The 17,070-nt window shown below is 72.0% G+C and carries 12 protein-coding genes and 2 rRNA genes (1 of these 14 cut by a window edge); 7 read left to right on the top strand and 7 right to left on the bottom strand.

Going from position 1 to position 17,070, the window contains the following annotated elements; genetic code table 11:
- Together ACF9IK_RS11225 and rrf are read left to right on the top strand one after the other, a co-directional pair.
- Window positions 1-1,683 (top strand): 23S ribosomal RNA (locus tag ACF9IK_RS11225) (it extends 1,435 nt beyond the left edge of the window).
- 77 nt (window positions 1,684-1,760) lie between these two features.
- Window positions 1,761-1,877 (top strand): 5S ribosomal RNA (gene rrf / locus ACF9IK_RS11220).
- Between the two features lie 61 nt (window positions 1,878-1,938).
- On the opposite strand, the gene ACF9IK_RS11215 is transcribed toward rrf, so the two are convergent.
- Together ACF9IK_RS11215 and ACF9IK_RS11210 are read right to left on the bottom strand one after the other, a co-directional pair.
- Window positions 1,939-2,391 (bottom strand): GNAT family N-acetyltransferase, encoded by a 453-nt coding sequence (locus ACF9IK_RS11215; RefSeq protein WP_395294094.1) that lies wholly within the window; start codon window positions 2,389-2,391, stop codon window positions 1,939-1,941.
- Between the two features lie 173 nt (window positions 2,392-2,564).
- Window positions 2,565-3,395, bottom strand: coding sequence for a VOC family protein (locus tag ACF9IK_RS11210; RefSeq protein ID WP_395294093.1), 831 nt, complete (start codon window positions 3,393-3,395; stop codon window positions 2,565-2,567).
- Window positions 3,396-3,554: 159 nt separating this feature from the next.
- On the opposite strand from ACF9IK_RS11210, the gene recD2 reads away from it, so the two are divergent.
- The 3 genes from recD2 (at window position 3,555) to ACF9IK_RS11195 (ending at window position 8,605) form a co-directional block, all read left to right on the top strand.
- Window positions 3,555-5,804, top strand: a complete 2,250-nt coding sequence (gene recD2, locus ACF9IK_RS11205; protein ID WP_395294092.1) for an SF1B family DNA helicase RecD2 — start codon at window positions 3,555-3,557, stop codon at window positions 5,802-5,804.
- A gap of 224 nt (window positions 5,805-6,028) precedes the next feature.
- Entirely contained in the window at window positions 6,029-7,318 is a 1,290-nt protein-coding gene (locus tag ACF9IK_RS11200) for a citrate synthase (RefSeq protein WP_395294091.1), read from the top strand.
- Window positions 7,319-7,885: 567 nt separating this feature from the next.
- The gene (locus tag ACF9IK_RS11195) at window positions 7,886-8,605 is read left to right on the top strand and encodes an SDR family NAD(P)-dependent oxidoreductase (RefSeq protein WP_395294090.1); all 720 of its coding nucleotides are present in this window, start codon (window positions 7,886-7,888) and stop codon (window positions 8,603-8,605) included.
- A gap of 77 nt (window positions 8,606-8,682) precedes the next feature.
- Here ACF9IK_RS11195 and ACF9IK_RS11190 read toward each other — a convergent pair whose 3' ends face one another.
- Both ACF9IK_RS11190 and ACF9IK_RS11185 read right to left on the bottom strand, forming a co-directional pair.
- The gene (locus ACF9IK_RS11190) at window positions 8,683-10,989 is read right to left on the bottom strand and encodes a heavy metal translocating P-type ATPase (RefSeq protein ID WP_395294089.1); all 2,307 of its coding nucleotides are present in this window, start codon (window positions 10,987-10,989) and stop codon (window positions 8,683-8,685) included.
- A 91-nt stretch (window positions 10,990-11,080) separates the two neighbouring features.
- Window positions 11,081-11,353 carry a heavy-metal-associated domain-containing protein gene (locus ACF9IK_RS11185; protein ID WP_395298538.1) on the bottom strand — a complete coding sequence of 91 codons (273 nt, stop codon included), beginning with the start codon at window positions 11,351-11,353 and terminating at the stop codon, window positions 11,081-11,083.
- A gap of 305 nt (window positions 11,354-11,658) precedes the next feature.
- On the opposite strand from ACF9IK_RS11185, the gene ACF9IK_RS11180 reads away from it, so the two are divergent.
- On the top strand, window positions 11,659-12,834 hold the full coding sequence (locus ACF9IK_RS11180) for a PP2C family protein-serine/threonine phosphatase (protein WP_395294088.1): 1,176 nt from the start codon (window positions 11,659-11,661) through the stop codon (window positions 12,832-12,834).
- 61 nt (window positions 12,835-12,895) lie between these two features.
- Here the strand turns inward: ACF9IK_RS11180 and dhaL are convergent, their stop codons facing one another.
- On the bottom strand, window positions 12,896-13,522 hold the full coding sequence (dhaL, locus tag ACF9IK_RS11175) for a dihydroxyacetone kinase subunit DhaL (protein WP_395294087.1): 627 nt from the start codon (window positions 13,520-13,522) through the stop codon (window positions 12,896-12,898).
- A gap of 52 nt (window positions 13,523-13,574) precedes the next feature.
- Entirely contained in the window at window positions 13,575-14,570 is a 996-nt protein-coding gene (gene dhaK, locus ACF9IK_RS11170; RefSeq protein ID WP_395294086.1) for a dihydroxyacetone kinase subunit DhaK, read from the bottom strand.
- A 205-nt stretch (window positions 14,571-14,775) separates the two neighbouring features.
- Between dhaK and dhaM the strand changes: the two genes are divergently transcribed.
- Window positions 14,776-15,168, top strand: coding sequence for a dihydroxyacetone kinase phosphoryl donor subunit DhaM (gene dhaM / locus ACF9IK_RS11165; protein ID WP_395294085.1), 393 nt, complete (start codon window positions 14,776-14,778; stop codon window positions 15,166-15,168).
- A gap of 56 nt (window positions 15,169-15,224) precedes the next feature.
- Here the strand turns inward: dhaM and ACF9IK_RS11160 are convergent, their stop codons facing one another.
- On the bottom strand, window positions 15,225-16,940 hold the full coding sequence (locus ACF9IK_RS11160) for a bifunctional 3'-5' exonuclease/DNA polymerase (protein ID WP_395294084.1): 1,716 nt from the start codon (window positions 16,938-16,940) through the stop codon (window positions 15,225-15,227).
- Between the last annotated feature and the right edge of the window lie 130 nt (window positions 16,941-17,070).

Below are 17,070 nucleotides of genomic sequence, written 5' to 3'. Positions count from 1 at the left end.
GCTGATCTGCCCAGGGTAAGTCGGGACCTAAGGCGAGGCCGACAGGCGTAGTCGATGGACAACGGGTTGATATTCCCGTACCCGCTTTGAAGCGCCAACGCTGAACCAGGTGATGCTAAAGCCGTGAAGCCGGCCCGGAGTCTTCGGATGATGGGACGTGGTGGAGCCGCTGAACCAAGCCTGTAGTAGGTGAGCGATGGGGTGACGCAGGAAGGTAGTCCAGCCCGGGCGGTGGTTGTCCCGGGGTAAGGGTGTAGGGCGTTGTGTAGGCAAATCCGCACAACATGTAGCCTGAGACCTGATGCCGAGCCGATTGTGGTGAAGTGGATGATCCTATGCTGTCGAGAAAAGCCTCTAGCGAGTTTCATGGCGGCCCGTACCCCAAACCGACTCAGGTGGTCAGGTAGAGAATACCGAGGCGTTCGGGTGAACTATGGTTAAGGAACTCGGCAAAATGCCCCCGTAACTTCGGGAGAAGGGGGGCCATTCCTGGTGATGACACGTGCTGTCTGAGCTGGGGGTGGCCGCAGAGACCAGCGAGAAGCGACTGTTTACTAAAAACACAGGTCCGTGCGAAGCCGTAAGGCGATGTATACGGACTGACGCCTGCCCGGTGCTGGAACGTTAAGGGGACCGGTTAGCTAGAGTTCGCTCTGGCGAAGCTGAGAACTTAAGCGCCAGTAAACGGCGGTGGTAACTATAACCATCCTAAGGTAGCGAAATTCCTTGTCGGGTAAGTTCCGACCTGCACGAATGGCGTAACGACTTCTCGACTGTCTCAACCATAGGCCCGGTGAAATTGCATTACGAGTAAAGATGCTCGTTTCGCGCAGCAGGACGGAAAGACCCCGGGACCTTTACTATAGCTTGATATTGGTGTTCGGTTCGGCTTGTGTAGGATAGGTGGGAGACTTTGAAGCGGCAACGCCAGTTGTTGTGGAGTCGTCGTTGAAATACCACTCTGGTCGTGCTGGATGTCTAACCTGGGTCCGTGATCCGGATCAGGGACAGTGTCTGGTGGGTAGTTTAACTGGGGCGGTTGCCTCCTAAAGGGTAACGGAGGCGCCCAAAGGTTCCCTCAGCCTGGTTGGCAATCAGGTGTTGAGTGTAAGTGCACAAGGGAGCTTGACTGTGAGACTGACGGGTCGAGCAGGTACGAAAGTAGGGACTAGTGATCCGGCGGTGGCTTGTGGAAGCGCCGTCGCTCAACGGATAAAAGGTACCCCGGGGATAACAGGCTGATCTTCCCCAAGAGTCCATATCGACGGGATGGTTTGGCACCTCGATGTCGGCTCGTCGCATCCTGGGGCTGGAGTAGGTCCCAAGGGTTGGGCTGTTCGCCCATTAAAGCGGTACGCGAGCTGGGTTTAGAACGTCGTGAGACAGTTCGGTCCCTATCCGCTGTGCGCGTAGGAGTGTTGAGAAGGGCTGTCCCTAGTACGAGAGGACCGGGACGGACGAACCTCTGGTGTGCCAGTTGTTCTGCCAAGGGCATGGCTGGTTGGCTACGTTCGGGAGGGATAACCGCTGAAAGCATCTAAGCGGGAAGCCTGCTTCGAGATGAGCACTCCCACCTCCTTGAGAGGGTAAGGCTCCCAGTAGACGACTGGGTTGATAGGCCGGATATGGAAGCCCTGTGAGGGGTGGAGTTGACCGGTACTAATAGGCCGAGGGCTTGTCCTCAGTTGCTCGCGTCCACTGTGTTGTTCTGAAACAACGACCCCCGCCCGTGTGGTGGGCGGTAGATAGTTTCATAGTGTTTCGGTGGTCATAGCGTGAGGGAAACGCCCGGTTACATTCCGAACCCGGAAGCTAAGCCTCACAGCGCCGATGGTACTGCAGGGGGGACCCTGTGGGAGAGTAGGACGCCGCCGAACAATTCTTCTGAAGAACCCCCGGTCCGGGAACGGATCGGGGGTTCTTCGCATTTCCGGACGATCAGGGCTTGAGTTTGAACCCGAGGTGCGAGGCGACGAATCCGAGGCGCTCGTAGAAGCGGTGGGCGTCGGTGCGGGTCGCGTCGGAGGTGAGCTGGACGAGGTCGGCGTCGAGCTCGCGGGAGCGGTCGATCGCCCAGCGGATCAGCTCGGTCCCGAGCCCGCTCCCGCGTTCGTCGGCGTGGATCCGGACCGCCTCGATGATCGTGCGGGTGGAGCCCTTGCGGGAGAGGCCTGGGACGACGGTCAGCTGGAGGGTGCCCACGGCCCGGCCGGCGCGCTCGGCGACGACGAGGTGCTGGTTCGGGTCGGCGTCGATCCGGGCGAAGGCCGTTCGGTAGGGGGTCAGGTCGTCGGGGCTCTCGCGGGTGGCACCCAGGGGGTCGTCGGCGAGCATGGCCACCATTGCCGGCAGGTCGCCGGCGGTGGCCCGGCGGATCGTCAGGTCGGTCATGATCACAGCCTAAGCGGAGCCGTAGGCGCCGCTGCAGCCCGTTACCGGCACGCACGGGCCCGGTCGGCCCCCTTTTGTTCGCTGTTGTCCTCGTCGGCGCCCTGGGGGCCCCTCCAGGCCCTTCGGGCCCCGCGTGACGGGCTCGACGAGGCGGCCGAGCGGGTGAGCTCCTGTCACCCGCTCGACGCCGCACTGGTGATGACGGCGAACACGGCACCGTACGGGTCGGCGAGCTGGGCGAGCCGGCCGACGCCGTGCACGTCCGTCGGTCCCGTCCGGACCGTCGCGTGGAGCCGTTCGGCGAGGGCCACGGCCGCGTCCACGTTGGGGACCTCGAAGTAGGGGAGCCAGTGCGAGCCGGTGCCCGCGGCGGTGTGCGCGGGGCTGAGCTGCATCAGACCGCCGTGGGCGTCGTCGGTGCCCCCGCCGGCCGGGGTCAGGACGGTGTACATCTCCTCGCCGAACGGGACGTCCTGCTCCTGCCAGGAGAACACGGCGCGGTAGAAGGCCTTGGCCGCCTCGGCGTCGACGCTGTAGCACTCGGCCCAGCAGAACGTGCCGGGCTCGGTGACGGCCTCCAGGCCGGGGGTCCGGCCGGGCTGCCGGACGGCGAACCGGGCCCCGGTGGTGTCGGTGCAGTGGATCGTCCGGGCTCCGGCCAGGGTGGCGAGCGGGGCGGCGGCCGCGGCGGCGGTCGCCGCGGCGTCGGACGCGGTGGTGTGGACGAGGCCGCCGGCGGTCTCGACCAGCTCGGCGGTCCGGTCGACGTCGAGGCTGCAGAAGGAGATCGTCCAGGCCGGGTCGCCGTCGTCGGAGCCGATCGGGCCGAGGGCGGCGACGGTGCGGCCGTGCTGCTGGAAGAGCCCGTGACCGCCGTCCTCCGGGTCGGTGGCGGCGAAGGTCCAGCCGAGCACGGTCGCGTAGAAGGTCGCGGAGTCGGCGGTGTCCGGGCTGGTGAGGTCGAGCCAGTTCGGCGACCCGGGGGTGACGGCGGTGGTGAGCATGGCGGCACGGCTCCTTGGGCGGGCCCGTCGCCGCGGGGTCGCGGCCGGGGCGGGGGGATCCCCCTCTACCGGTACCAGCCTGGCATCCGGCCACCGGCTGTCGCACCCGGGCGGTACGGTGCGTAGCGGAAGTGCACCCGTACTGGTAGAGGGGGCTGGGTGGCCGGGCAGTCGCAGCAGCAGTCGACGGCGGGCCGGGCGGACCAGCCGCGCCAGCTCGCGCAGGTCGAGGGCGTGCTGGAGCGCATCACCTACGCGAACGAGGAGACGGGCTACACGGTGGCCCGGGTGGACACGGGACGCGGGAGCAACGACCTGCTCACGGTGGTCGGTGCCCTGCTGGGCGCGCAGCCGGGGGAGTCGCTGAGGCTGCACGGGCGCTGGGGGTCGCACCCGCAGTACGGGCGGCAGTTCGTGGTGGAGAACTACACGACGGTGCTGCCGGCGACCGTCCAGGGGATCCGGCGCTACCTCGGGTCGGGGCTGATCAAGGGCATCGGGCCGCGGTTCGCCGAGCGGATCGTGGAGCGGTTCGGGGTGGACACCCTGGAGGTGATCGAGAACGAGCCGGGCCGCCTGATCGAGGTGCCGGGGCTCGGGCCGAAGCGGACGAAGAAGATCGCGGTGGCCTGGGAGGAGCAGAAGTCCATCAAGGAGGTCATGGTCTTCCTCCAGGGCGTCGGTGTGTCGACGTCGCTCGCGGTGCGGATCTACAAGCAGTACGGGGACGGCTCGATCGGGGTGGTGAGGCAGGAGCCGTACCGGCTGGCGTCGGACGTGTGGGGCATCGGCTTCCTGACGGCGGACCGGATCGCGCAGGCGGTCGGCATCCCGCACGACAGCCCGGAGCGGGTGAAGGCGGGGCTGCAGTACGCGCTGTCGCAGAGCAGCGACCAGGGGCACTGCTACCTGCCGGAGGAGCGGCTGATCGCGGACGGGGTGAAGCTGCTCCAGGTGGACGTGGGGCTGGTGATCGACTGCCTGGCGGAGCTGGTGGCGGCGGAGGGGGTGGTGCGGGAGACGGTGCCGTCGGACGACGGCGAGCCGATCACCGCCGTGTACCTGGTGCCGTTCCACCGGGCGGAGATCTCGCTCTCCAACCAGCTGCTGCGGCTGCTGCGGGCGGACGCGGACCGGATGCCGTGGTTCGCGGACGTGGACTGGCCGGTGGCGCTGGGGTGGTTGGCGAAGCAGACGGGGGCTGAGCTGGCTCAGGAGCAGGAGCAGTCGGTACGGCTGGCGCTGACCGAGAAGGTCGCGGTGCTGACGGGCGGTCCGGGCTGCGGGAAGTCGTTCACGGTGAAGTCGATCGTGACGCTGGCGCTGGCGAAACGGGCGAAGGTGGTGCTGGCGGCGCCGACCGGCCGGGCGGCGAAGCGGCTGTCGGAGCTGACGGGGGTGGAGGCCTCCACGGTGCACCGGCTGTTGGAGCTGAAGCCGGGCGGGGACGCGGCGTACGACCGGGACCGGCCGCTGGACGCGGACCTGGTGGTGGTGGACGAGGCCTCGATGCTGGACCTGATCCTGGCGAACAAGCTGGTCAAGGCTGTGGCGCCGGGGGCGCACCTGCTGTTCGTGGGGGATGTGGACCAGTTGCCCTCGGTCGGTGCCGGCGAGGTGCTGCGGGACCTGCTGGCGGAGCGGAGCCCGATCCCGTCGGTGCGGCTGACCAGGATCTTCCGGCAGGCGCAGCAGTCCGGGGTGGTGACCAACGCGCACCGGATCAACGAGGGGCTGCCGCCGCTGACGGAGGGGATGTCGGACTTCTTCCTGTTCGTGGAGGACGACGCCGAGCGGGCGGCGGGGCTGACGGTGGACGTGGTCGCGCGGCGGATCCCGCAGCGGTTCGGCTTCGACGCCCGGCGGGACGTCCAGGTGCTGGCACCCATGCACCGCGGACCGGCGGGCGCGGGGAACCTGAACACGTTGCTGCAGGCCGCGGTGACGCCGGCCCGGGAGGGGCTGGCCGAGCGGCGGTTCGGGGGGCGGACGTTCCGGGTGGGGGATAAGGTCACCCAGATCCGCAACAACTACGACAAGGGGCGCAACGGGGTCTTCAACGGCACAGTGGGGGTGGTGACCGCGCTCAGCGTGGACGACCAGCGGTTGACCGTGCTGACCGACGAGGACGAGGAGGTGCCGTACGACTTCGACGAGTTGGACGAGCTGGCGCACGCGTACGCGGTGACGATCCACCGGTCGCAGGGGAGCGAGTATCCGGTGGTGGTGATTCCGGTCACCACGTCCGCGTGGACGATGCTCCAGCGCAACCTGCTCTACACGGCCGTGACCAGGGCGAGGAAACTGGTGGTGCTGGTGGGGTCACGGAAGGCGATCGGGCAGGCCGTTCGGGCTGTCAGCGCAGGTCGGAGGCATGCCGCTCTGGATCATCGGCTGGCCACTGGATGATTCTCCAACGGATGGTTGCCTCTATTGTTCTCTTGACGTGAAGAGATTTACGACAGAGCCTGGGGTGGTGCCGATCTTGTCCGGTTCGTACCGGCTGGGGCGGCAGGTTTTGTAGGGGTGGTCCCTTTCGGGCCACCCCGGGTGCGCGGCTGTCCTCCAGATGGGGGATGGTAGAGACAGTCAGGGCACCTTGGAAGAGGATTCATTTCGTCGGTGAGGAAGACGTGAGCGACAACTCGGTAGTACTGCGGTACCAGGACGGCGAGTACGAGTACCCCGTCGTCGAGAGCACTGCGGGCAACGCCGGCTTCGACATCTCGAAGCTGCTCCCGCAGACCGGCCTGGTCACCCTGGACAACGGCTTCGGTAACACCGCCGCGTACAAGTCCGCGATCACCTTCGTGGACGGCGACAACGGCATCCTGCGGTACCGCGGCTACCCGATCGAGCAGCTCGCCGAGCGGGGCGGCTTCATCGAGACCGCGTACCTCCTGATCAACGGCGAGCTCCCGACGGCCGACCAGCTGTCGGAGTTCAACCGCGAGATCACCCAGCACACCCTGCTGCACGAGGACGTCAAGCGCTTCTTCCAGGGTTTCCCGCGGGACGCCCACCCGATGGCGATGCTGTCCTCGGTGGTCGGCGCGCTCTCCACCTTCTACCCGGAGAGCCACAACCCGTTCGACGCCGCCCAGCGGCACCTGTCGACGGTCCGCCTGCTGGCGAAGCTCCCGACCATCGCGGCGTACGCGTACAAGAAGGCGATGGGCCAGCCCTTCGTCTACCCGCGCAACGACCTGAGCTACGTCGAGAACCTGCTGCGGATGACGTTCGCCGTCCCCGCGGAGGACTACGAGCTCAACCCGGTCGTGGTCAACGCCCTGGACAAGCTGCTGATCCTGCACGCGGACCACGAGCAGAACTGCTCGACGTCCACCGTGCGCCTGGTCGGCTCCAGCCACGCCAACCTGTTCGCCTCGATCTCGGCCGGCATCTCGGCGCTCTGGGGCCCGCTGCACGGCGGCGCCAACCAGGCGGTGCTGGAGATGCTGGAGAGCATCCAGAAGGACGGCGGCGACGTCGACGCGTTCATCCGCAAGGTGAAGAACCGCGAGGACGGCGTCAAGCTGATGGGCTTCGGCCATCGCGTGTACAAGGCGTTCGACCCGCGTGCCGCGCAGGTCAAGCAGCTGGCGCACGAGGTCCTCAGCCAGCTCGGCAAGTCCGACGAGCTGCTGGAGATCGCGCTCAAGCTGGAGGAGCACGCGCTCAAGGACGACTTCTTCGTCTCGCGCAAGCTCTACCCGAACGTGGACTTCTACACCGGCCTGATCTACCGCGCCATGGGCTTCCCGACCAGCATGTTCACCGTGCTGTTCGCCCTCGGCCGGCTGCCGGGCTGGATCGCCCACTGGCACGAGATGATCAACGACCCGACCAGCCGGATCGGTCGTCCGCGCCAGATCTACACCGGCACCGCGATCCGCGACTACGTCGAGCTCGGCGACCGCTGATCCGCGACCGGTCACTGGCGCCTGACCGGTCGCTGACCAGGCCCCGCTGAGCCGGGGCCGCCGACGTGGGACCTCGAAGGGCCCGGCCGCACTGGCCGGGCCCTTCGCCGTCCCGTCGCGAGGACGGGGGACAGACGGCGCACGACTCCGGGGCGGCCGCGGCCCGGGACGGCCGCTCAAAGCGTCCCTGACCCGCCACACCCCGGCGCCGTGCGCGAAGGCCGCCGAACTCGGCGACCGTCCCGGGGCCCGCCGGAGCCCCGTCGGCGGCAGCGGGTCGCCGTGCGGTGACGTGAAGCCGTTCACCACGCCGCCGCCCACCGAATACTGCCGCACTACCAACCTAAGACGTATCAGGGTGCGAGAAGTTACGCCCGTGGGGTGTGAGCTGCCTCTCGCCACGCTCCGTGTCCGCGCGGTGTCCCGCCCATACCACACCTTCCGGCGGCGGCGACGTCACCCTCCCCGCAGTCACGGCAACCGAGCGTGATAGGAATCGTGGCATTCCGGTACGGACCGCCCCGCACCCTCGCAGCGTGGCGGCGGAACTGGGGAGGGAGTGCGCAGATGGCCAGGAACGTGGTTGTCACCGGCGGTGGCACGGGGATCGGGTACGAGGTGGCGCGCCGCTTCGCCGACGCGGGCGAACGGGTCGTGATCGTGGGCCGCCGGCGAGCGGTGCTCGAACAGGCCGCGGCCGACCTGGGAGCGAACGTCACCCCGCTGGTCTGCGACCTCGCGGATCCGGACGCCGTCGAGGCGGCACTCGGCGAACTGCCCGAGCAGATCGACGTGCTGGTCAACAACGCCGGCAGCCGGGAGACCGTGATCGGCGGCGGCCCGCACGCCCTGCTGGCCCGCTGGCGCGGCGACTTCGAGCGCAACGTGCTGACCGTGGTGCTGCTCACCGAGTCCATCCGAGACCGGCTCACCCCGGGCTCCGGCCGGGTGGTCACCATCAGCTCGATCGCCGCGCTGCGCGGTGCCGGCTCCTTCGGGGCCGCCAAGGCCTCGCTGCACGCCTGGAACCACTTCCTCGCCGCCCAGCTCGGCACCTCCGGCATCACGGCCAACATCGTCGCCCCGGGCACGGTGGCCGGCACCGAGTTCTTCGGCCCGCGGCTGGACGAGGCGGAGGTCTCCCGCCGGGCGGCCCGGACGCTGCTCGGCCGGATCGGGGAGACCGGCGAGGTCGCGGCGGCGGTCCACTTCCTGGCCTCGCCGGAGGCCGGCTTCATCACCGGGGAGATCCTGCACTGCAACGGCGGCGAGCTGCTCGGCCGCTGAGCCGCGAGCCGGTCATGGCGAAGGCCCGTACCACGCGGTACGGGCCTTCGCCATGACGGACTCACGCCATGGCGGACTCAGGAGGGCCGGAAGCGACGCAGCCGGAGGCTGTTGGTGACCACGAAGACGGAGGAGAAGGCCATCGCGGCGCCGGCGATCATCGGGTTGAGCAGGCCGGCGGCGGCGAGCGGGAGGGCGGCGACGTTGTAGCCGAAGGCCCAGAAGAGGTTGCCCTTGATGGTGGCGAGGGTGCGGCGGGAGAGGCGGATGGCGTCGGCGGCGGCGCGCAGGTCGCCGCGGACGAGGGTGAGGTCGGCGGCCTCGATGGCGGCGTCGGTGCCGGTGCCCATGGCCAGGCCGAGGTCGGCCTGGGCGAGTGCGGCCGCGTCGTTGACGCCGTCGCCGACCATCGCGACGACCTTGCCCTCGTCCTGGAGTCGCCGGACGATGTCGACCTTCTGCTCCGGCAGCACCTCGGCGACCACGTGCTCCGGGGGGATGCCGACCTCGGCGGCGACCGCGGCGGCCACCGCCGTGTTGTCCCCGGTGAGCAGCATCGGGGTCAGCCCGAGGGTCCGCAGCCCGGCGATCGCCTCGGCGCTGGTCGGCCTGACCGCGTCGGCGATCTCCAGGACGGCCCGCGCGGCGCCGTCCCAGCCGACCGCGACGGCGGTCCGGCCGGTGGCCTCGGCGGCGCGCCTGGCCTCCGCCAGCGCCGGTGGGAGCGGCTGGGCGCGCTCCGCCAGCAGGTCCGCACGGCCGGCGACCACGCGGTGGCCGTCCACCACGCCCTGGACGCCGAGGCCGGGGAGGCTCTCGAAGTCCTGGACGGCGGGCGGGGTGCCGGTGCGTTCGGCGGCCGCGGCCGCGACGGCGGCGGCGATCGGGTGCTCGGAGGCGTGCTCCAGCGCGCCGGCCAGCCGCAGTGCCTCGTGCTCGGTGACGCCCTCGGCGGTGTGGACGGCGAGCAGGGTCATCCGGCCGGTGGTGACGGTGCCGGTCTTGTCCAGCACGACGGTGTCGACCCTGCGGGTGGTCTCCAGGACCTCGGGGCCCTTGATCAGGACGCCGAGCTGGGCGCCGCGCCCGGTGCCGACCATCAGCGCGGTCGGGGTGGCCAGGCCGAGGGCGCACGGGCACGCGATGATCAGCACGGCCACGGCCGCGGTGAACGCCTCGGTGGGGCTGTCCGTGACCAGCAGCCAGCCGACCAGCGTGCCGAGCGCGATCAGGATCACCACGGGCACGAAGACGGCGGAGATCCGGTCGGCCAGCCGCTGGGCTGCGGCCTTGCCGTTCTGGGCGTCCTCCACCAGCTTGGCCATCCTGGCGAGCTGGGTGTCCGCGCCGACCCGGGTGGCCTCGACCACCAGCCGGCCGCCGGCGTTCACGGTGGCACCGGTGACCGCGTCGCCCACCGCGACCTCGACCGGGACGGACTCACCGGTCAGCATCGAGGCGTCCACGGCCGAGGCGCCCTCGACCACGGTGCCGTCGGTGGCGATCTTCTCGCCCGGACGCACCACGAAGCGCATCCCCACGGTCAACCGGTCGACCGGCAGCCGGACCTCGCGGCCGTTCTCCAGCACCGAGACGTCCCTGGCGCCCAGGTCGAGCAGCGCGTGCAGCGCGGCGCCGGCCCGGCGCTTGGAACGGGCCTCGAAGTAGCGGCCGAGCAGGATCAGCACGGTGACGGCGGCGGCCGTCTCCAGGTACAGCGCGGAGGAGGCGTCGGTGGCGCCGACGGAGAGCGAGAACTCGTGCCGCATGCCCGGCATGCCGGCGTGGCCCCAGAACAGCGCCCAGGAGGACCAGCCGAAGGCCGCCAGGGTGCCGAGCGAGACGAGGGTGTCCATGGTCGCCGCGCCGTGCCGGAGGTTGGTCCAGGCGGCCCGGTGGAACGGCAGCCCGCCGTGGACGACCACCGGGCCGGTGAGCGCGAACGCCAGCCACTGCCAGTTGGTGAACTGCAGGGCGGGGACCATCGAGAGCAGGACCACCGGGACGCTGAGCACGGCGCTGATCAGCAGCCGGTCCAGCAGCGGGTCGGCCGGGTGCTGCTCCGCGGCGGCGCCGGCCGGTTCACCCGGTGCCGTAACGGGCGGCGGGGGGAGCTCCGCGGTGTAGCCGGTGTTCTCGACGGTGGCGATCAGGTCCGCGACGCCGACCCCGGGCCCGAAGTCGATCCGGGCCCTCTCGGTGGCGAAGTTGACGGTGGCCTCGACGCCGTCCATCCGGTTGAGCTTCTTCTCGATCCGGGCCGCGCAGGACGCGCAGGTCATTCCGCCGATCGACAGCTCGACGCGGTCCCGGGTGCCCGACCGGCGGTCGCCCTCGGCCGCGGCGGCGTCCGGGGCGGCGGTGCCCGGTGTGGAGGTGCTCATGGCGGATCAGCTCCTTGGTGAGGACAGAGGGCGGGGGCGAGGGGCGGGAGCCCGGGGTGGCGGGACCCCCGCCGCGCGGCGCGGCCCGGGCTCAGGCAGCCGGGCCGACGAGCTCGTAGCCGGCCTCGTCGACGGCGGCGCGGACCAGCTCCTCGTCGAGCGGGGCCGCGGAGGAGACCGTCACGGTGCCGGCCTTGGCGTCGGCCGCCACCTCGGTGACGCCGGCCAGGGCGGAGAGCTCCTTGGAGACCGAGCTCTCGCAGTGGCCGCAGCTCATGCCGGTCACGGTGTAGGTGATGGTGCTGGACATCGGGGCCTCCGGTCTGTGCCGCCGCGGGCGGGCTGCCCGGGCTCTTCCTCTGATAACACCATACCCCTGCGGGGTATCTCCAGCGGGCGGGGGCGGTGTGGTCCGGATCACCGGGTCGGCCGCGCCGCGGCCCGGGCTCCGAGAGCAGAGCGTATGCGCCTGGACACGCGGCGCTCGAATCCGCAGCCGGGGTGGCGTGCGGATTCCCCCCTTGTGCGGCTGCTCGGTCGCGCTGCGCGGCGGACCGGGCGGGTGCGGATCGGCCCGGCGGGGGAGGTGGCGGGACCGCCCCCGCGGTCGGTGCACGATCGGGCGGACGTGCGCGGGTGGGGGCGCTGAACGTCCGTTATGTTCGATATGTGTTCTCGATCCGCCGATTCCGGTTGCCCGCGCTCCCCACGGCCGCGGGGCTGTCGCCGGAGCGGCGCCGCGGCGCGCTGCTGGCCACCGACCTCCAGGACATCCCGTTCTGGCTCCGGGCCACCCCCGCGCTGCTCGCGATCGCCCTGATCGGCACGGCCGACCTGCTCTCCAGCAAGGACCGCTACCTCGCGCCGCTGATGACGGTGGTGCCCGCCATCGCCGCACTCACCCTGCGGCCGGTCGAGCTGCTGCTCGTCTGCTCGCTCGGCTTCCTCGCGGTCTTCGGCCTCAGCCACTACGACGAGGTCGACAACGTCGACGACGAGCGCTTCCTCTACGGTGCCCTGGTCACCTACGTGCTGCTGACCCTGTTCTCCGCCTGGGTCGCCAAGATCAGGATGCGCCGGGCGGCGGCCTTCGCGGCCGTCAGCTCGGTCGCCGAGGCCGCCCAGCGGGCGCTGCTCCGGCTTCCCGGCCCGGAGGTCGGACCGCTGCGCCTCGCCGTCCGGTACGTCTCCGCGGCGGACGCCTCGCGGATCGGCGGCGACCTCTACTCGGTGCTGGAGACCCCGCACGGCACCCGGGTGGCGGTCGGGGACGTGCGCGGCAAGGGGCTCGGCGCGGTGCAGACCGCCGCCGTGGTGCTCGGTGCGTTCCGCGAGGCCGCCTACGACGAGGCCGGGCTGCGCGGGGTGGCCGCCCGGATCGAGGCCAGCGTCGAGCGGCACGCCCCCGACGGGGAGTTCACCACCGCGCTGTTCGCCGAGTTCCGCACGCCGGGGGTGGTGGAGCTGCTCCAGTACGGACACGTCGCGCCGATCCGGGTGGGCCCGGACGGCGGGGTGCACGTCCTCGACGCGCCCGACCCCTGGGTGCCGCTCGGCCTCGGGCGGCTGGCCGCGGGCGAGCCGACCGCCTGGGACCAGCCGTTCGGGCACGAGGACGTGCTGGTGCTCTGCACCGACGGCGTGATCGAGGCCCGGCACCGGGAGAACGGAGAGTTCTACCCGCTGTCGGAGCGGGTCGGCCCGCTGGTCCGGGGCGCGGCCCGCTCCTCGGCGGAGCTGGAGGCGGCGGTCGGCCGGGTCTACGCCGACCTGCTGGAGCACACCGGCGGGGACCTGCGGGACGACGCCCTGCTGCTCCTGATCACCCGGACCGATCGGGTCTGACGCGGCCGGCGGGCCCGATGCGGACCGACGCGGACCGACGGCGGGCGGTCGTGGCCTCGGGTCAGGGCCTGGTGACGTCGGCGAGGGCGCGGAACAGCAGGGCGGTGGAGGTCGCGCCCGGGTCCTGGTGGCCGACGCTGCGCGGGCCCAGGTAGGAGGCGCGACCCTTGCGGGCCTGGAGCGGCACGGTGTCCCGGGCTCCCCGCTCGGCCGCGTCCGCCGCCGCGGCGGCGGCCCTGGGCAGGTCGGCGCCGGCCGCAACCGCCGCACGGAAGGCGGCCAGGGCCGGGGTGTAGGCGTCCACGATGGTCTTGTCCCCGGGTTCGGCCTTGCCGAGGTCCCGGACCGCCTGCAGGCCGGCCGCCAGTGCGTCGCCGAAGCCGGCCGGGTCGGCGGGCCCCGGCAGGGCCGCGCCCAGGGCGCGGAATGCCTTCCCGTACAGCGGCCCGGCGGCGCCGCCGACCTTCGAGATCAGTGTCGTGCCGGTCCTGGTCAGCACCGCGCCGGGACCGGCCGGGTCGAGCCCGTCCAGCGCGGCCATCACGGCCGTGAACCCGCGCTGCATGTTGCTGCCGTGGTCGCCGTCGCCGATCGCGGAGTCCAGCTCGGTGAGCCGCTCCTGCTCCTTGTCGACGGCGGCGGCCGCCGCGCGGACCCAGGCCTCCGCGAGGCGGGTGTCGAAGTCCATGCCCTCTCCTTCCAGCGTTCCTGCGATCGGTCCCGGCGGCTCGATCGCGCGGTCAGGCCCGCTTGAGCGCGGGGGTGTCCGCAGGGGCGTCCCAGAGTTCCAGCAGCCGGCTGTCGGCCTTGGTCAGGGTGAGGGAGAAGCCCGCCATGTCCAGGCTGGTCACGTAGTTGCCGACCAGGTTCCGGGCCACCCTGATACCGTGCTCGGACAGCCGCGCCGCCACCTCGCCGAAGACGATGTACAGCTCCAGCAGCGGGGTGCCGCCGAGGCCGTTGACCAGGGCGATCACCTCGTCGCCTGCGGCCAGGTGGTGGTCGGCGAGGACGGTCTCCACCACCTCCGCGGCCAGGTCGCAGGCGGGGCGGAGCTTCTCACGGCGGCGGCCGGGTTCGCCGTGGATCCCGACGCCGACCTCGATCTCGTCCTCCGGCAGGTCGAAGCCGGGCTTGCCGGCCGCCGGGACGGTCGCGGCGGTCAGCGCGATCGCGAAGGACCGGGAGGCGGCGTTCACCCGCTCGCCCAGGGCGGCCACCTCGTCCAGCGGGGCGCCGCGCTCGGCCAGGGCGCCGGCGATCTTCTCCACCAGCACGGTCGCGCCGGTGCCGCGGCGGCCGGCCGTCCAGGTCGAGTCCTCGACGGCGACGTCGTCGTCGACCAGCACCGTGCGGACCTCGATGCCCTCCTCGGCGGCCAGCTCGGCGGCGAGTTCGAAGTTCATCACGTCGCCGGTGTAGTTCTTGACCACGAAGACCACGCCGGCGCCGGAGTCCACGGCCTTGGCGGCGGTCAGCATCTGGTCCGGCACCGGGGAGGTGAACACCTCGCCCGGGCAGGCGGCGTCCAGCATGCCCCGGCCGACGAAGCCGCCGTGCAGCGGCTCGTGACCCGAGCCGCCGCCGGAGACCAGGGCGACCTTCGGCGTGCTCGGGCGGACCGCTCGGGTGATCACCCGGTTGGCGAGGTCCACCGTCAACTCGGGGTGTGCGGCGGCGACTCCGGCCAGCGCGTCCTCCAGGACGCTCTCCGGGGTGTTGATCAGCTTCTTCAAAGCGCTTCGCTCCCTCGGCAGACGCTGCTGACCCGACGCTACGCCAGATGGTGGGGCGGGGGGCGGTGCTGCGACACGCGGGTGACGGGGTGGGCCGGACGTGGCGGACGTGACGGGTGCCGGGCCGCGTCGGGAGGGGCGGGCGGCGGGGACACGCCGTCGGGTCACCCTTGCGGAGCAGCCGGTGGGCCGTAGGGTCGGCGGTATGAGCGACTACGTGGGCATCGTCCTGGTCTCGCACAGTCCGCAGTTGGCCGCCGGCCTGCGGCAGCTGCTGGGGGAGCTCGCCTCGGACGCGGTGCGGGTGGTGGCGGCGGCCGGGACCGAGGACGGCGGGCTCGGCACGAGCTACGACCTGATCGCCGGAGCGGTCGCGGAGGCGGACGGCGGGGCGGGCGTCGTGGTCGTCCCCGACCTCGGCAGCTCGGTGCTGACCGCCGTCACGGTGCTGGAGGACGAGCACCGGCCCGGAGTGGTGCTGGTGGACGCGCCGTTCGTGGAGGGCGCGGTCTCGGCCGCGGTCACCGCCGCGACCGGGGCGGGGCTGGCGGAGGTGGTGGCCGCCGCCGAGGAGGCCCGCGGCTTCCGCAAGCTGTAGCGCCTTCCCTCCGGTGCGCCCGGCCGGCCGCCCGCCGGCCGGCCGACTCGCCCCGCCTACTTGGCGTCCGCGTAGCAGTCCACCACCGCAGTGGTCAGCGGGAAGCGGACGGGGGTGTCCCCGAAGACCAGCAGCCGGGCCTCGTCGGCCGCGGCGGCGACGGCGTCGGCCACCCCGTCCGCGAGGTTGGCCGGGGTGTGCACCACCACCTCGTCGTGCTGGAAGAAGACCAGGTGCGGGCGTTCGGCGGGGCCGGCCACCGGCAGGGCGTTCAGCCTGCGGCGCAGCGCGGCGAGCAGGGCGAGCGCCCAGTCGGCGGCGCTGGCCTGGATCACGAAGTTGCGGGTGAAGCGCCCCCGGGCGCGGGCCGAGCGCCCGCCGGCGTCGCCGGCCGTCTCCGCCGCCTCGGTGAGGTCGAGCCAGTCGGCGGAGGGCGGCGGGCAGACCCGGCCCAGTCGGGAGGCGACCACGCCGCCGTCCTCGCCGGTGCGGGCGGCCGCCTCGACGTAGCCCATGGCGGCGGGGTAGCGATGGCGCAGGGTGTTCAGCAGCGGGCCGATGTCGCCGCTGGTCTGGCCGTACATGGCGCCGAGCAGGCCGAGCTTGGCCTTGTCGCGGTCCCCGTGGAAGGCGGTGGCGGCCAGCGCCTCGTACAGGTCGCCGCCGGCGGCGGTGCGGGCCAGACCGGCGTCCTGGGAGAGGGCGGCGAGGACGCGCGGTTCCAGCTGGGCGGCATCGGCGACGACCAGCAGCCAACCCGGGTCGGCGACCACGGCGCGGCGCAGGATGCGCGGGATCTGCAGGGCGCCGCCGCCGCGGCTGGCCCAGCGTCCGGACACCACGCCGCCGACCACGTACTCGGGGCGGAAGCGGCCGCCGCGGGCCCAGGCGTCCTGCCAGGCCCAGCCGTGCGCGGTGTGGATCCGGGAGAGCTCCTTGTACCGGACCAGCAGCCGGGCGGCCGGGTGGTTCACCTCCTTCAGCTCCCAGGAGCGGGTCGAGCCGAGCTGGATTCCGCGGTCGGCGAAGGCGCGCAGCACCTGGGTGTGCGAGTCGGGGTTGAACGGGCGCCCGCCGAGGGCCTGCCGGAGCTCGGCGGCGAGGTCGGCGAGGAGCTTGGGCCGGGCGCCGGGGACACCCGGGCGCGGGCCGAGCAGCTCGGTGAGCAGCCGGTCGTGGATGTCGGCGCGCCACGGCAGGCCGTCGTACGCCATCTCGGCGGCCACCAGGGCTCCCGCCGACTCGGCGGCGACCAGCAGCCGGAACCGGGCGCGGGCGCCGTCGTCCTGGATCGCGGCGAGCCGGCGCTGCTGTTCGGCGTGGACGGCGACCACCGCGGCCAGCGGGTCGGCCCCGGGCGGCAGCTGGAGCCGGTCGGGGGCGAAGAGGGTGTCCTGGCCGTCGTCGGACTCGGCGGAGCCGGGCTCGGGAAGGTCGGGCGGGACGGGCAGGCCGCGGAGCCGCGCCCAGGCGGCGCCGAGCGAGCGCGGCGCGCCGAACCGGCCCTCGTGGGCCAGCAGCAGCGCCTCGACCAGCCGCAGGTCGTGGCAGCGGGCGAGCCGGTCGGGCAGCCGGGGGAGGAGGGGTGCGTAGGCGCTGTCGGCGGCGGCCCAGACCCACCGGACGGTGCCGTCCCGCTCGGCGGCGGTGACGGCGGCCGCGAGGTCGGGGGCCTCGGCAGGCGGGCCGAGCGGGGTGCCGGCGTCGTCAAGGGGCTGCAGCCGGCCGCCCGGGCCGTGCGGGTCGGGGACGAGGGCGATCCGGGGCGCCACGCGGGCTCCTCCTCTCGGGCGGACGGACGGGGACCTCGACGGTAACCGGTGGGTACGACAGCCGGTCGGAGGGCGGGGCGCCGCAGGTCGGCCGGGGTCGACGCGGCGGGGGCGCGTGGGAGGGGCGTGG

Origin of the sequence: Kitasatospora hibisci, assembly GCF_043950205.1 — a bacterium.
Lineage (GTDB): Bacteria > Actinomycetota > Actinomycetes > Streptomycetales > Streptomycetaceae > Kitasatospora > Kitasatospora hibisci.
This window is presented reverse-complemented; position numbering and strand designations above follow the sequence as displayed.